12 protein-coding genes are annotated in these 14565 nt (G+C 63.3%); all 12 read right to left on the bottom strand.

From position 1 onward, the window contains the following. Positions 1-249 precede the first annotated feature (249 nt). The 12 genes from NKJ55_RS28295 to NKJ55_RS28240 all read right to left on the bottom strand — a co-directional run bounded on the left by NKJ55_RS28295 (position 250) and on the right by NKJ55_RS28240 (position 14537). Positions 250-1746, bottom strand: coding sequence for a sugar ABC transporter ATP-binding protein (locus NKJ55_RS28295; RefSeq protein ID WP_352452743.1), 1497 nt, complete (start codon positions 1744-1746; stop codon positions 250-252). Further along, complete coding sequence (locus NKJ55_RS28290; RefSeq protein WP_352452742.1) at positions 1746-2804, bottom strand: hypothetical protein; 1059 nt, start codon at positions 2802-2804, stop codon at positions 1746-1748. The genes NKJ55_RS28295 and NKJ55_RS28290 overlap by 1 nt, the downstream gene beginning before the upstream one ends. Beyond that, positions 2801-4924 carry an ABC transporter permease gene (locus tag NKJ55_RS28285; RefSeq protein WP_352452741.1) on the bottom strand — a complete coding sequence of 708 codons (2124 nt, stop codon included), beginning with the start codon at positions 4922-4924 and terminating at the stop codon, positions 2801-2803. The genes NKJ55_RS28290 and NKJ55_RS28285 overlap by 4 nt, the downstream gene beginning before the upstream one ends. Positions 4925-5141: 217 nt before the next feature. Then, positions 5142-6167 carry a sugar ABC transporter substrate-binding protein gene (locus NKJ55_RS28280; RefSeq protein ID WP_352452740.1) on the bottom strand — a complete coding sequence of 342 codons (1026 nt, stop codon included), beginning with the start codon at positions 6165-6167 and terminating at the stop codon, positions 5142-5144. A 57-nt stretch (positions 6168-6224) separates the two neighbouring features. Continuing rightward, positions 6225-7211, bottom strand: a complete 987-nt coding sequence (locus NKJ55_RS28275) for an ABC transporter permease (protein WP_352452739.1) — start codon at positions 7209-7211, stop codon at positions 6225-6227. Positions 7212-7491: 280 nt separating this feature from the next. Further along, positions 7492-8934: a DHA2 family efflux MFS transporter permease subunit gene (locus NKJ55_RS28270; RefSeq protein ID WP_352452738.1), complete on the bottom strand. Its 1443-nt coding sequence runs from the start codon at positions 8932-8934 to the stop codon at positions 7492-7494. A 226-nt stretch (positions 8935-9160) separates the two neighbouring features. Further along, positions 9161-9961: a 3-methyl-2-oxobutanoate hydroxymethyltransferase gene (locus NKJ55_RS28265; RefSeq protein ID WP_023675787.1), complete on the bottom strand. Its 801-nt coding sequence runs from the start codon at positions 9959-9961 to the stop codon at positions 9161-9163. Between the two features lie 37 nt (positions 9962-9998). Then, positions 9999-10313 carry a MocE family 2Fe-2S type ferredoxin gene (locus NKJ55_RS28260; protein WP_023675786.1) on the bottom strand — a complete coding sequence of 105 codons (315 nt, stop codon included), beginning with the start codon at positions 10311-10313 and terminating at the stop codon, positions 9999-10001. A gap of 44 nt (positions 10314-10357) precedes the next feature. Then, on the bottom strand, positions 10358-11446 hold the full coding sequence (locus NKJ55_RS28255; RefSeq protein ID WP_352452737.1) for a fatty acid desaturase family protein: 1089 nt from the start codon (positions 11444-11446) through the stop codon (positions 10358-10360). A gap of 91 nt (positions 11447-11537) precedes the next feature. Next, a complete protein-coding gene (locus tag NKJ55_RS28250) occupies positions 11538-12719 on the bottom strand; it encodes an aldose 1-epimerase family protein (RefSeq protein WP_352452736.1) in 1182 nt (393 codons plus the stop codon). A 34-nt stretch (positions 12720-12753) separates the two neighbouring features. After that, positions 12754-13536 carry an ATP-binding cassette domain-containing protein gene (locus NKJ55_RS28245; protein ID WP_352452747.1) on the bottom strand — a complete coding sequence of 261 codons (783 nt, stop codon included), beginning with the start codon at positions 13534-13536 and terminating at the stop codon, positions 12754-12756. Next, entirely contained in the window at positions 13533-14537 is a 1005-nt protein-coding gene (locus NKJ55_RS28240) for an ABC transporter permease (protein WP_352452735.1), read from the bottom strand. The genes NKJ55_RS28245 and NKJ55_RS28240 overlap by 4 nt, the downstream gene beginning before the upstream one ends. Positions 14538-14565 lie beyond the last annotated feature (28 nt).

Genomic DNA, 14565 nt, shown 5'->3' with positions numbered 1-14565 from the left:
GGCTCCCTTGTTTGAGATCTCAACGAACTCATTCTGGCACATCCGATGCCGTCGGGCGCCGTCCACCCCATCATGCCGTGACCTTAGCCGAAGAACGCAGCGAAACAGAATTCTGCACCGCTGCAGCACTCGAAAGTCGCGGCATGGATCCTGGGGTCTGCGCCGCGTCGCTGCGCTCCTTGCTTCGCCCCAGGATGACGAATGGACTGGCGACTCGGCCAATTGTCGAAGTACGCATCGCCCGGGAACCTAATGCACGGCCGCGTACATGATCTTCTCCTCCGTCGCCTCCGCCGGCGAGAACTCCTCGACGATGCGGCCCTGCCGGCAGACCAGGATGCGGTCGGACAGGTTCATAATCTCCGGCAGGTAGGACGAGATGACGACGACTGCGAGGCCTTCATCGGCCAGCCGGTTGATGATCTGGTGGATCTCGGCGATGGCGCCGACATCGACGCCGCGCGTCGGCTCGTCGAAGATGACGATGCGCGGCTTCTGCACCAGCCCCTTGCCGATCACCACCTTCTGCTGGTTGCCTCCGGAAAGCTCGACCACGCGCGCATTATCGTTGATCGCCTTGACGTTCAGCGTCCTGGTCCATTCGGCAGACAGCGCCCGCATCTCCTGCGCATTGATCACCCAGCCCTTTTCCCGCCCTGCCGCCAGGAAGCCGCCGAACAGGTTCTCGGCGACGTCCATCGTCTCGAAAATCCCCTCGCTCTTGCGGTCTTCGGTGACATAGACGATGCCGTCCGCCACCGCCTCGCTGGGGACGAGATAGCGCACCGGCCGGTCGTGCAGTTCAATGCTGCCGCCGCGCAGGAAGTCGCGCTTGTAGATGCCGGAGACGATCTTGAACGTCTCGGTGCGGCCCGAGCCGATCAGCCCGAACACGCCGGTGATCTGGCCCTCGAAGATCGAGAAGGAATTGTTGCGCACGACATTGCTCATCGAGATGTCCTGTACCGACAGCACCTTCCTGCCGGCCCTGCGCAGCCTGGCCTCGTCGCGCTGGCTGTAGAGCTGTCCCGACAGCGTCCGTCCGACCATCGCCGCGACGATCCTGTCGCGATCGAAGGCTGCGGTGTCGTCGGTGATCACCAGCTCGCCGTCGCGCAGGATGGTGATGCGGTCGGCGATATCAAGCGCTTCTTCAAGCGCATGGCTGATGAAGACGATCGACACGCCCCTTGCCTTGAGCCGGCGGATCAGCGCGAAGAAGTGCCGCTTTTCCTCTGGCGTCAGCGTCGCCGTCGGCTCGTCGAAGATGATGATCTCGGCATTGTGGTGGACGGCGCGCGCGATCTCGACCATCTGCCGCTTGGCCGCGCCCAGCGTCGCCACCATGGCATTGGGGTCGACGGGAAAATTCAGCGACTGCAGGAACTGCTGCGCCGAGATATAGGTGCCGCGCAGCCGGTTGAGAAAGCGCTCCGTGCCGAGGTAGAGGTTCTGCGCCACCGTCATCGACGGCACCAGGCTGGTTTCCTGGAACACCATGGCGATGCCGGCTTCAAGTGCCGCATGCGGCGAGGCGTAGGCGATCTCCTGACCCTTGTGGAACATCTTTCCCGATGTCGCGTCGACAACGCCGGCGATGATCTTGGTCAGCGTCGATTTTCCTGCACCGTTCTCGCCGAGCAGCGCGTGGATCTCACCCTTGCGCAGCTCGAAGCTGACATTCTTCACCGCAGGCACACCGCGATAGGTCTTGGTCACGTTTTCCAGGCGGACGATCGGTTCCATCAGCGATGCCCTCCTGAAGCCAGATCGATGGCCAGCAGGCAATCGCCGCCTTTCGAGGCAATGAACAGGCGACCGTCTGTCTCCGCCACGCTGCAGATGCCGTGGCGCGTGCCGTTGGCGCGGCTGTGCAGGCTGTACTGCGGCCGCATGTCCCGATCGAGCCTGACCACCAGCCCGTAGGAGCGGCTCGGCGACCATGGCTTGTGGATGCCCATGGTGCGGATGCCGCCGCATTGCAGCGGCTCGAGGAAGCTGCGGTTGGAGGCGAGTGCCGGCGCGATCCAGTGTTGCGGCGACACTTGCGCCAGCATGTCGTTTCGATAGTGCTTTTCCTGCAGCACGAATTCGATCAAACGGTTGCGGGGCGCAAACAGCGCCAGCCAGGCACCGCCATCGGCGGCGGGCGATAGCCGCGCGGGATAGCCGGGCAGATGCGCCAGCACCGTCGAGCGGCTGCCTGTCGCGCCGTCGAAGCGGACGAGTTGGTGCCGCCAGCTCTCGCCGACCAACACGTCCTTGCCGGTTGGATGCAGCCCATAGGGAAAGGCGATGTCACCGGCGAGCTTGCGGAATTCGCTGCCTGCCGGATCGCGCTTCCACAGCGAACCCGACGCACCCTTCTTCATCAGATCGGCGGCCCATTCCGACGGCACGTGTTCGGCCGAGCCATTGGCCAGCCAAAGCGTGCCATCTTCCGCGTAGGCGAGTGCTGTTATGCAGCGGATCTCGGCCGGCAGGGCGGCCTCGTTGCCTGCAATCAGCAGCCTGCCGCTTTCGAGCCCGACCGTCAGTTCGCCGGCGGGCGAGCGCGCGAGCGCGGTGACCGCGGCCGGAAATGTCTCGACCAGAACAGGCGCGCCACCGGCGGCGAGCGCGTAGAGGGCATTGCCGCTGGACGCCAGCAGCCGGCCGTCGGCGACCAGCAGATTATCGGGCTCGGGCAGTTCGGCGAAGGCCGCAACATCGTCCAGCAGCGTGTTCGGCCTGAAGGCGCCGTCGAGCGGCGGGATGGTCACCGCCTTGCCGCGGAAGATGTCGAGGATCGGGTCCAGCATCATGCCTTTGCTCCCCAATAGGAAGCAGGGCTGGTCCAGTTCGGGTCGGCCCCGGCAATACTGTAGCGGCCGATGCGGTTGTTGAGAATACCGCCGACGAACAGAAAACCCTTGTGCTCGCGCATCGAGGTGACCATCGGATGCGCGGCGCCCGACAGATCGCCCATCGCTTCGACGATGCCGCCCTTCTCGTTGAATTTCACCACACCGCCGGTGTTGATGTTGGGAAAAAGCCATTCGTCCTGCGGCAACCGGCGCGTCATGCGCTTGCGCATGTCGGGGTGGCGCAGCGACAGGTCGAAGCTCGGCGTGCGCATGCCGAGCCAGGCCATCCAGTAATTGCCGTCTGACGCTCGGTTGATGTTGTCGGGGTAACCCGGCATGTCGCGGATGACGCATTCGGCGCTGCCTGCTTTCGGCCCTACCAGCCAATAGCGATGCACGCGGCAGGCCCAGCTTTCGGCGAAGAACAGCGACTTGCCGTCATGCGCCATGCACACGCCGTTGGTATAGCGGTAGCCGTCGAGCAGCGTTTTCGTCGAGCCGTCCCTCGGGTCATAGACGAGCAGCCGCCCGGTGGCGCGGTTCTCGATCGAATCCAGCGCCCAGTCGTGCGCGTCATAGCGCTTGGTGGAATCGGTGAAGTAGATGCGGCCGTCCGGCGCGATGTCGCAATCATTGGGGTCGCGCAGCCGCGCATCGTCGACGATCGAGGTCCAGGAGCGCGACGTTTCCGCCGAAAGCCGCTTCACCTCGCGCTGCGGCGAGACCGAATAAAGGCCCATGGCGCCGACGCAGCTGATCAGATTGCCTGTCTTGTCGAAGGCCAGGCCGAGCGGGAAGCCGCCAATATGGGCAAAGACCTCCGAGCGTTTATAGTCCGGCGCGAAGAAACGGACGATCTCGCCATGCCTGGTGCCGCAATAGAGATGGTCGTCGCGGTCGAGGATGACGTCTTCCGGCCCTTCCAGCTCGCCGAGCCCGATATGGTCGGCCTCCGACAATCGGTTGTCGAGTTCGTAAGGGGTGCCCGAGCCCGGTGCCGCCGACTGCGTTGCCCCCATCTTCAGGTAGACCGGTGCGACATAGACCTCGTCCAGAACCTTGTGGCGGTTCTTCAGCCAGCGAATGTCGATGGTGACGGCGACGGCCAGCATGATGCCCAGCACCATCTGGTTGGTGCCGGTGCCATAGCCCAGCCGGATCAGCCCGTTGGTCATCGTCAGCACGATGATCGCGCCCATCAGCCCCTTGATCACCGAACCGCGGCCGCCGCCCAGGCTGACGCCGCCGACGACCGCCGCCGTCAACGCCATGACCTCAAGGTTGAGGCCGGTTCCCGGCCCTGCCCCGCTCAGCCGGCAGGCGATGAGAAAGCCGCCGAGCGAGGCGCAGAAGCCGGAGAACACATAAGTCATGAACACGGTGCGGCGCACGCGGATGCCGGCATTGTGGGCCGAGCGCCGCGACCCGCCTACCGCCTGCACGTGCCAGCCGGGCCGCGAGCGCGTCAGCGCGACGTGGGTAATGATGGCCAGGATAATCGCCGCCCACACCGCAACCGACAGGCCCCAGAAGGTATCGTCGCCGATGAAGTCCAGCACATCCGATGTGGCATCGGAAAGCTGGACGTCGGCGGCATAGGTGGTGACCAGTATGTCGAACAGCGCCCGCCCGAAAATGAAGGTGACCAGTGTCGTCAGGAAAGCGCGCAGGCGGAAATAGCCGATCAGATAGCCATTGATCGCGCCGAACAGCAGGCCGGTGACGATCGAGGCGGCCAGCGCCAGCCACACCGACTGTTCGAGGATGAAGAAGACGAACACGGCGGAAAAACAGGACAGCGCGAAGATCGAGCCGACCGAAAGGTCGATGCCGCCGCCAAGCATGACCACCGTCGTGCCGGTGACGACCAGCGAGAACTCGCCGAGCTGGCGGGTCGATTCCTGTAGCGACATCGGCTTGAAGAAGCCGGGAATGATCGAACCGAACACGCCGAGCGTCGCCACCAGCGCCAGGAACGGAATTGCGTTGTCGGTCCAGCGTTTGCTCAATATCTCGCCGACGAGATGGTCGGGCACGAGATTGTAGCGCCAGGACTGGAGGCGTTCGCGAAAGGACATCGGTTGCTGCTATTCGAGAGAAAAGGGAAAAAGGGGCCGGGCTATCCGCAGAACAATCGCCTCAGGTTTGCGCTGCCCCTCACCCTTACCCTCTCCCCGTATAGAGACGGGGAGAGGGGGTCGCCAGCGTTGGAGCGTATCCCTTCTCTCCGTCACTATACGGGGAGAAGGTGCCGGCAGGCGGATGAGGGGCAGCGCGAAGCTCAGGAAAGCCGGCCTACTTGGCCGCAGCTTCGGCTTGCAGTGCTTTCAAATCCCAGCAGCTGTCCGGCTTGAGGTCGGCCTTGGTCGTCGCCTTCTCCAGCGTGTAGATGTAGGTGTGCGAGGTGCCGGCCGGCTGGCCGCTCTGCAACAGGAATTTTATGACGGCGTTCATGTCACCCGACTGGCGGGCAAGGTCGGTCATCACCACCGCGCCATAGGTGCCGTCCTGCAGCTTGTCGCAGTCGGCGGTTTTCTCGCCGCCACCGGTGGTGACCAGGAACACCTTGCCCTCGAGCTTGGCATCGCGGATCGCAGCCGATGCGCCGGTCGCGTCACCATCCCAGAAATCGATGATGGCGCAGATGTCGGGGTTCTGCTGCAGCATTGTCGTCGTCACGTTGCGCGAGGTCGTCGCATCCCAGTTGGAGTCCGGCTTGGCCACGACCTTGAAGTCGGGGTTCTTGTCCAGCACCTTCATGATGCCGGCATACTGGTAGAGGCTCGATGAGTTGGCCTGGTCGCCCTGCACCAGCCCGATCTTCTTGGAGGAGTTCGGCCCACAACCCTTGATCGCCGCTTCGGCTTCCAGCTGGCCGAGCCGATCCCAGTCGCTGCCGACAAAGGCATCGGCCGGGAAGTTCGCCGGATTGTCGACCAAAAGCACATAGGTGCCGGCCGCCTGCGCCTTCTTCATCAGCTTGGCATAGGAATTGAGGTCCGGCGAATGGATGATCAGCACGTCCGGCCTGGCGTCCGACGAGATTGCGTCGGTTATCGCCTGCGCGCCGGCATCGACCACCCAGTTCGGATCACGCGTCTCGAACACGCCGCCCCAGGCCTCGACCTCCGTCTTCAGGTAATGCGCCCAGCCCTGTGCCAGGTCGAAGCCCATCGCCATCGGCACCAGCATCACACGCTTGCCCTTGAGCGCTTGCGAATAGGCGGCCGGACCCGGATCTTCTGCAGCGAAGCCCGGCGCCACGAAGGCGGAGATGGCAAGCGCTGCCGCGGCAGCCATAAATGTCCTGATGATTTTCATGTCACATCCTCTGGTTTGGTATGTCGTTCGCGGCCGGCCCCAACCGTTCGCGTCAGTCTAAATGTCGCCTTGCTGCGCGGTCTGCTCGTCGCGCGGATTGATGAACCCATCGACGATGATCGCCGCCAGCAGGATCGCGGCCTTGATCAGGTTCTGATAGAGCAGCGGAATGTCGATGATGGTCATGGCGTTGAGCAGGATGCCGATCAGCGCGGCACCCACCAGCACGTTGCGCACCCCGCCCCGCCCGCCAGACAGACCGATGCCGCCGATCACCGCCACCAGCACGATGTCGTAGAGCAGCGTGGAATTGACGATGCGGGTGTTGATTGAATGCAGGCTGGCGGCGGTGAGCAGGCCAGCCACCAGCGAGACCAGGGCCGACAGCACGTAGCGCAGCACCAGCATCGGGCGCACTGGAATGCCGATATTGCGCGCCGCGACCGGGTTGTCGCCGGCGAAATAGACGTAGCGGCCCCATTTGGTGTAGCGCAGGAACAGGAAGAAGGCGAAAGCCAGCCCGGCGAAGACAAACACCTCGACCGGGATGTCGAGGAAACGCAGCCCGCCCAGAAGCTCGACCCAATGGCCGGGCGGCACCGGCACGGCGTCCTGCGTGATCAATTGTGAACGCACATAGCCGAAGACGAAGGACGCGGTCGCCAGCGTCACGAAGATCGCCGGGACCTCGGCGTAGGCGACCAGGATTCCGTTCAACAGCCCGATGGCGAGAACGCCAGCGAGCACATAGGCGAAGGCCAGCCCGTCGGGCATCCCCGAATTCAGCAGTTGCAGATACCACGCGACCGACATCGCCATGATCGCCACCGCCGACAGGTCGATGCCCCTGCCGATGATGACGACCGCCATGCCGAGCGCCAATATGCCCAGCACCGAGACCGAGCGCACGATGGCAACGAGATTGTTCGAATTGATAAACCCGGGCAGTCCGATGGCGGCGGCAATGAACAGCACAACCGCGATGGCAAAGACAATGCCCTCCTGGTTAAGGCTTCTCCAGTTTAGCCAGCCGGTCGCGTTCATTGCCCGCTTTCACCCGCGATGGCTACGCCCTGCTCCCTCTGCGGCCATCGGAACGAAAGCTAATCGGCTCAAGACCAATTCGTCAAATGAATCCGCGCATTGCAGGCCGGCTTGCGAGGAAATTCCGCAGTTGGACAAACCGATTGGCGAGGCTGGCGCAATGCCGGGAACTCAAGCTGTTTTGCAATTGATCGCGCCGATCGGACCGCCGGCAAAGGTTTGCTCCGGAACGAGCGAAGCAGGCATAATTTATGTCCGCGATTGCCGCTGGATTCCTGCGTCAAATCCGCAAAACATGGCCCGAGACCTCGGCGCCGGCAGCCTTCGGCAACGCCAGGAAGCGACACGAGGCGACGAGCCCGATTACGCCGATCGCCACGAAGGCAAGTCGGAAGTCGACGAGATCGAGCGCCGCAGCGCCCCTGGCGATCTGCGACAGGTTGAGCAGTGCCGCGGCGACCGCTACGCCGAACAGCATCGCCATCTGCTGCAGCATGCTGGACAACGTCGCCGCCGAGCTGCGCTGCGGTGAGGCCACATCGGCGAAGGCCAGTGTGTTGAGCGCGGTGAACTGCATCGAGCGCGAAAGGCCGGCGATCAGCATCAGCACCACCACCAACGCTTGCGGCGTCTGCGGCGAAAGCGCCGCGCAGGCCATGATCGATAAAGAGGCGATCACCCCGTTGACGATCAGCACCGAACGGAAGCCGAAGCGCCTCAGTGTCGGCGTCGTCACCGCCTTCATGCCGAGATTGCCGAGGAAATAGGCCAGGATCATCATGCCGGCATCGACCGGGCTCAGGCCGAAGCCGACCTGGAACAAAAGCGGCAGCAGGAACGGCGTGGCGTTGATGGCGATGCGGAAGATCGTGCCGGCCGACAGCGTCGAGATGGCAAAGGTCTGCACCTTGAAAGCTGTGAGGTCGAGCAGCGGATGGTTGGCGCGTTGCAGATGCCGCACCGCCAGCCAGCCGACCAAAATGCCCGTGCCGAGCAGTGCCACGGTCGGCAACACACCCTCTTCCGGATGCGCGATGCGCTCGAGGCCATAGAGCATCGCGGCGAGCCCCACCGAGGTCAGCAGGAAGCCCGGCCAGTCGAGTGGCTTGGCCCCAGCTTCGCGGTCGCCGGGAATGAAGCGGGCGACCAGTGCCAAACCGGCAACGCCAAGCGGGATGTTGATGAAGAAATTCCAGTGCCAGGAGAGATAGGTGGTGATGAAGCCGCCAAGCACCGGCCCGACCACCGGCGCAAACAGCGCCGGCCAGGTGATCAGCGCCGTGGCGTTGAGAAGCTCGGATTTCGGCGCGTTGCGCAATACCAGGATGCGGCCGACCGGCGTCATCAGCGCGCTGCCCAGGCCCTGAACCGCGCGTGCGGCGACGAACTCGGCCAGGTTCTGTGAGATGCCGCAAACGAGCGAGGCCAATGTGAACAGGGCGATCGCCACGAGGAAGATGTTGCGCGCGCCAAAACGGTCGGCAACCCAGCCGGACAGCGGCACGAACACCGCCATGGTCAGCATATAGACGGTGATGCCGATGCTCATCGCCACCGCCGGCACGCCGAAGGATTCTCCCATCTGCGGCAGCGACGTCGAGATGATGGTCGAATCCAGAAGCTGCATGAAGAAGGCGACGGCGACGATCAGCGCCACCCGCCGGGCTTGCCGCGCCGCCGGCGCGGTTTCGGGCAAGGCTTTGTTTTCGGGAATGGCGGTCATGCACAGAACTGTCCGAAGGGGAATTTTCACCCGCTCCATCGGCAACCGCACAATTGTCCGGCAAACCGATTACGCACCGGCTTCAACAGCATCTGGCCGGTGCCGTCCAGACCTGGTCCAACAAACTTTCGTGTGGCATCGCAGCCGGCCATGCGATGACCCGGCCCTGGCGCCGAACCGGCCTTTCACGATCCGCGATGATGCTTTGTGCCGCTGCCGGGGCGTCTTATGCGGCTTCGATCTTCTCCAGGAACAGGCTGAGCTGGTCCGGGTCCATGTGCACGACGTGCCTGTCTTCGGGATAGGCCAGGCTGTTCACATCGGCGACATATTCGGAGAAGGCAGCGATTCGTTCGGCCTGCAGGCGATCGTATTCGGCGGCGAAATTGCGATAGACCTTGGAATGGCGCGGCATGTGGCCACGGTTCTGGCCGAGGATGTCGTCGGCGAACAGATACTGCGCGTCACAGCCGGTGCCCGCTCCCATCGACAGCATGATCAGCGACGTGCGTTCCGAAATCGCCTTGGCCACCTCGACCGGCACCACCTCGATCTCGGCGCCGATCGCGCCGGCGGCCTCCAGTTGCTTCACCGCCTCGAACACCTGCATGGCGGTATCGGCGGTCTTGCCGACAGCCTTGAAGCCGCCCGTCCAGGTGGCGCGTGACGGGATGAGGCCGACATGGCCGATCACCGGAATGGCATCGTCGGCCATCCGCTTGATGGTGGCGTACCCGGCGCTGCAATAGACCGCATCGGCGCTGGCCTTGTAGAGCCGGAACGCCCAGCGGACGAAATCATCGGCGGTGCCGATTTCGAAGAAATTCTCGCCCGGCATGGTGAACAGGCTGGGTGCCGCATCGCGGTATTGCGGATTGAGTACCAGCTCCGGCGGCACCGAGACGATATCGACGCCGGCGCGTTCGGCGGCCTCGGCCTCGTCCATCGTCAGCACGCGCAGCATCGTCAGCTGCCGCTTGCCCTTCATGGCACGCAGATCTGCGACGGTCGGTCTTTTCCGGCTCATGGATTTTGGTCCCCTTTGCTACGTGACAGAAGGCCGGTCAGGCGATCTGGATCATCACCTTGCCAGCTTCGACCTTGACTGGATAGGTCGCGAGATTGACGCAAACGGGAGCGCCCTTCGCCTGCCCGGTCTTATAATTGAAGCGGCCATTGTGCTTGGGGCATTCGATGATGTCGTCCATCACAAGCCCATCGGCCAGATGCGCCTTCTCATGCGTACAAAACCCATCGGTGGCGAAGAATTCATCGTCCGGCGAACGGTAGATCGCGAAGGTGCGGCCGCCATGGTCGAAGCGGATGACATCTTCCTCTTCGACATCGTCCACGGCGCACGCTTCGACCCAATCGGCCATCTCTATCTCTCCTGAAATTTCTGCGTTGCGCTGGTGCGCAGTACCTACTCAGCCGCTGCCGACATGTTCACTTCGTGGAATTCGCCACGATAGGGCCGTGCGGTTGGCGGCAGTTCGCGCTTGAGGAAATAATCCTCGTATTTGAGCTGCCTGAGCAGGACAGGCCAGACCTCGCGATAGGCATGCCATATCGACGGGTTCGGCTCCGGCAGATCGTGCTTGATCAATTCATGCAGCCTGGGCAGCGCGTGATAGGGCACCATCGGAAACATGTGGTGCTCGACGTGGTAGTTCATGTTCCAGTAGATGAACCGGCTGATCGGGTTCATGTACACGGTACGGGTGTTGAGCCGGTGATCGACGACGTTGTCGGCCAGACCGATGTGCTGCAGCAGGCCGGTCATCACCATGTGCCAGGTGCCGTAAAGGCGCGGCACGCCGATGAGCACCACCGGCACCCACGACTGCATGAAAAGGGCGAGTGCTATTGTGGCGATGTAGATGGCAATATGCCAGCGCGCCGCGATGACGGCCTTGTGCTGTTCCATCTCGGGAACGTAGCTTTTCTCGTCGGGCGTCAGCTTGCCGAACGCCTGGCGTACCAGTGCCGGAAGCGAATAGCGAAAATCGAGGATGCCGGTGAAAGCCAGCGCCGCACGCAAAAGGTCCGGCGGGCGCATCACGGCGATCTCGGCGTCGCGGCCGACGATGATGGTATCGGTGTGGTGACGGGCATGGCTCCAGCGCCAGGTCACCGGGTTGCGCATCAGCATGAAGCTGGCGATCTGGTAGACGACATCGTTCATCCAGCGCGTGCGGAAGGCAGTGCCATGGCCGCATTCGTGCCAGCGCGAGTCGCTGGACGAGCCGTAGAGCACGCCGTAGACGAAGAAGAACGGCACGCACCACCAGGTACCCCAGAAATAGATGGCGCCGGCGGCGGAGCCGAGGATGGCGACGATCCAGATGATCGTGTCGCGGATCGCCGGACCGTCTGAGCGCTGCATCAACTCCTTGATCGCCTTGCGGGGGACATCCGTGTGGTACCACTCCGCCGAGGCCAGTCCCGTCTCGATCGCCCTGCGCGTGCTTTCGCCGACCAGGCTGTAATCGCGCTTTACCGTGCCAGCCATTGTGACCTCCAATTCCCGATCGGCCGCGAACCCTCCCCGCTCCGGCCGGAACCAGCCTCCCAACTGGTGTCCCGTATCGTCTTCGCCATTATCACGACCTGCCTCCAAGAACAGGAAAACGGCCCGACGGCTGGGGATAATCCTGCTGCGGCTGCCTGGCGATTGCAGCGATCCGGCTTTCGGCGGCGGCGATCTCGCCGGCGCCGTCGAGGACCCGGAACGCCGCATCGTAGGAGCGGCTCTCGCCATGCTCCAGCCAGATCATCTCGCCGCGTTCGCGCGCCGCCAGATTTCCCAGCACATGATGCGTCGAGGGCTCGATCCCAAGCGCGTACTGCCCGGCCTGGAAATTCTGCCATTGATAGGCGCAGGGCAACTGGTCCTTGCGCGTGACGACCTCGAAGCCGAGGCCGAGCCTGTCGTTGACCACCGCCACCGGGACTTCGCCAGTGCTGTCGGCGCCGAGTTCATGCTGCCAGACCTGTTCCTTGAACCCCGGTTGCGGCGCCGGCACCGTGCGGTAGCCGACCTTCTGCGCTTCATAGCGCTCGCCGGCATGGCCTGCCCAGACGACGTCGCGGATCGGCGCCAGGTAGCGCGCGCCCTCGTCGAGTACCGGATGGCTGACATTGATGTGGTAGAAATACATATGCGGCGTACGGTTGAAACCGTGATTGACGACACGGTCCGAAAGCCGGATCTCGTTGCCGCCGACATCGGCCTCGATCCGCCGCAGCAGGTGCAGATCCTCGCCGAATACAGTCGATTGCTGGACGATGCCTTCGGCCCACAACACGCAGCGGTCGCCGTCCCAGGTCTCGCCATAGCCGGTCAGCCGCGCCGGAATGGTGCTGACACGGCCGTGCAGCGAATGGCGCACCGTCTTCTTCGGCGGGTAGTTGTAGGTATCGGCCGGTACTTCGTTCATGAACAATATATGGTCGAGGCCGCAGGTCAGCAGAAGGCCGGAAAACGACCGCGCCCACGCCAATCCCTCCTCGCCTTCATATTCGTGCAGGCCGGGATGGCGAAAACCGCTCGGCGAGTGCCAGCCGATCGCCTGGCCCCTGAAGTCGCAATCGGCGATATCGAGCGCCCGGTCGACCAGCGCGGTGAAGCGCAGGCCGGAGCCGGTGCGGAATTCGAGCATGCGGATGCCGCGCTCGACGCCGTCGCCAAGCGTCATCAGCCGCACGCCGGCGAACTGCGACAGCATGCCGGAGCGTTCCGAGACCTGCCGGCGCGACAGCGTCTTGCCGTAAAGCTCTACCATGTGACGGCCAGTTCTTTCACTTTGCTCCCGTCCTTCACTTCGCTCTCGTCTCCTTGAGCAGGGCCGACATGTCGGCACCGGTGATGATGCTTTCCACGGTCAGCAGATCGGTATCGGCGACCGTCTGCTCGGCGACGATCTCGCCGCGGCGCATGACGATGATGCGATCGGCGACCTGGAAGACGTGATGGATGTTGTGGGTGATCAAAAGCACCGAGTGACCGGCGTCGCGCACTTCCTTGACGAAGCGCAGCACGCCGTGCGTTTCCTCGACGCCGAGATTGTTGGTCGGCTCGTCGAGGATGATGACCTTGGCGGCAAATTGCATGGCACGCGAAATGGCGATCGATTGGCGCTCGCCGCCCGACAGCGTGCTGACCAGTGCATCGGCGTCGAGTTTCTTCGAGATGCCGACGCGCTTCAAAAGCGCCGAGGCGGCATCGCGCAATTTGGCGAGATCGAGCGGCGCGAACACGCCCAGCCATTTGAGATTGACCGGTTCGCGGCCGAGGAAAAGATTGCGCGCGATGCTGAGATCGGGAGCCAGCGAGGTGTCCTGGTGGATGGTCTCGATGCCGAGATCCATCGCGTCGCGCGTCGAGCGGATGGAGACCTTCTGGCCGCGCACATAGATCTCGCCGCGATCGACCGGAAACACGCCCGAGATCGCCTTGATCAGCGTCGATTTCCCGGCGCCGTTCTCGCCGAGCAAGGCCACCACTTCGCCCTCGTTGAGCGTGAAGGAGGCGCTCTTCAGGGCGCGGACGCTGCCGAAGGACTTTTGCAAATTCTGCAGCCGAAGCACTTCCATGATCAGCTCCTGGCGGCGTTCTTCTGCAGCAAAGCGTGCAGGATGAGCATGGCAAGGATGATGACGCCGACGAAGATGTTGTAGGCGAGCCCAGGCACGCCGATCAGCACGATGCCGTTGCGGATGCTGCGCAGCATCAGCGCGCCGACGATGGTGCCTAAAATGGTGCCGCGTCCACCGGTCAGCGCGGTGCCGCCAACCACCACCATGGCGATCACTTCGAGCTCGTACCCGGTGCCGGCCACCGGCGAGGCGGCAGAGATGCGAAAGGCGCTGATCATGCCGGCGAGACCGGCAAGCACCGAGGTCAGGATGAACAGCCAGATCTTGACCGCATCGGCCGGCACGCCACGCGCCACGGCAGCGTTACGGTTCGAGCCGATAGCACTGATCCAGTTGCCGAGCTTGGCGTAGCGCAGCACATAGATCGCCAGTAGCGACAGGCCGATGAACCACCACAGCGAGGTATAGAAACGGAACGTTCCGATATTGAAGCTGCCGGCCAGCAGCGTTACGAAGAAGCCCGGCTGGTCCCAGGATTTCAGCGGAAATCCTTGCGTGATGTAAAGCGCTGCCCCGCGCACCACCAGTAGCATCGACAGCGTCACCAGGAAGGACGAGATGCCGATCTTGGTGACGATCAGCCCGTTGATCGCACCGATCGCTATGCAGAGCAGCAGGCCGGCCAGCAGCGCGACGCCAATATCAAAGCCGCCGTTCTGCACCAGCAGCATGACGACGACCGGCGCCAGCCCGAACACGGCACCGACCGAAAGGTCGAACTCGCCCGCCGTCAGAAGCAGCGTCATGCCGAGGGCGATGATGCCGAGCTCGGGCAGGAACGCCATCATGTTGGAGATGTTGAGCGGCGACAGGAAATTGGCGTCGGCGATCGCGAACACCGCCAGCAGGACAATCAGGATGACGAGCGAAGAGAACTGTGGCGAGCGCATCAGGCTCGACCTGCGTTTGGCACGCGGCATTTCCTCTTCTGCGGCAATTGTCATGACTGTTTCGACCATATCTCAGGGTGAC

Origin of the sequence: Mesorhizobium sp. M0106 (assembly GCF_040322715.1) — a bacterium.
In the GTDB taxonomy this organism is placed as follows: domain Bacteria; phylum Pseudomonadota; class Alphaproteobacteria; order Rhizobiales; family Rhizobiaceae; genus Mesorhizobium.
This window is presented reverse-complemented; position numbering and strand designations above follow the sequence as displayed.

Bases quoted from the DNA above. Each gene is read 5' to 3' on its own strand.
- NKJ55_RS28290 (WP_352452742.1), bottom strand. From the start codon at position 2,804: ATGATGCTGGACCCGATCCTCGACATCTTCCGCGGCAAGGCGGTGACC.
- NKJ55_RS28265 (WP_023675787.1), bottom strand. From the start codon at position 9,961: ATGAGCCGGAAAAGACCGACCGTCGCAGATCTGCGTGCCATGAAGGGC.
- NKJ55_RS28240 (WP_352452735.1), bottom strand. From the start codon at position 14,537: ATGACAATTGCCGCAGAAGAGGAAATGCCGCGTGCCAAACGCAGGTCG.
- NKJ55_RS28250 (WP_352452736.1), bottom strand. From the start codon at position 12,719: ATGGTAGAGCTTTACGGCAAGACGCTGTCGCGCCGGCAGGTCTCGGAA.
- NKJ55_RS28295 (WP_352452743.1), bottom strand. From the start codon at position 1,746: ATGGAACCGATCGTCCGCCTGGAAAACGTGACCAAGACCTATCGCGGT.
- NKJ55_RS28280 (WP_352452740.1), bottom strand. From the start codon at position 6,167: ATGAAAATCATCAGGACATTTATGGCTGCCGCGGCAGCGCTTGCCATC.
- NKJ55_RS28255 (WP_352452737.1), bottom strand. From the start codon at position 11,446: ATGGCTGGCACGGTAAAGCGCGATTACAGCCTGGTCGGCGAAAGCACG.
- NKJ55_RS28275 (WP_352452739.1), bottom strand. From the start codon at position 7,211: ATGAACGCGACCGGCTGGCTAAACTGGAGAAGCCTTAACCAGGAGGGC.
- NKJ55_RS28270 (WP_352452738.1), bottom strand. From the start codon at position 8,934: ATGACCGCCATTCCCGAAAACAAAGCCTTGCCCGAAACCGCGCCGGCG.
- NKJ55_RS28285 (WP_352452741.1), bottom strand. From the start codon at position 4,924: ATGTCCTTTCGCGAACGCCTCCAGTCCTGGCGCTACAATCTCGTGCCC.
- NKJ55_RS28260 (WP_023675786.1), bottom strand. From the start codon at position 10,313: ATGGCCGATTGGGTCGAAGCGTGCGCCGTGGACGATGTCGAAGAGGAA.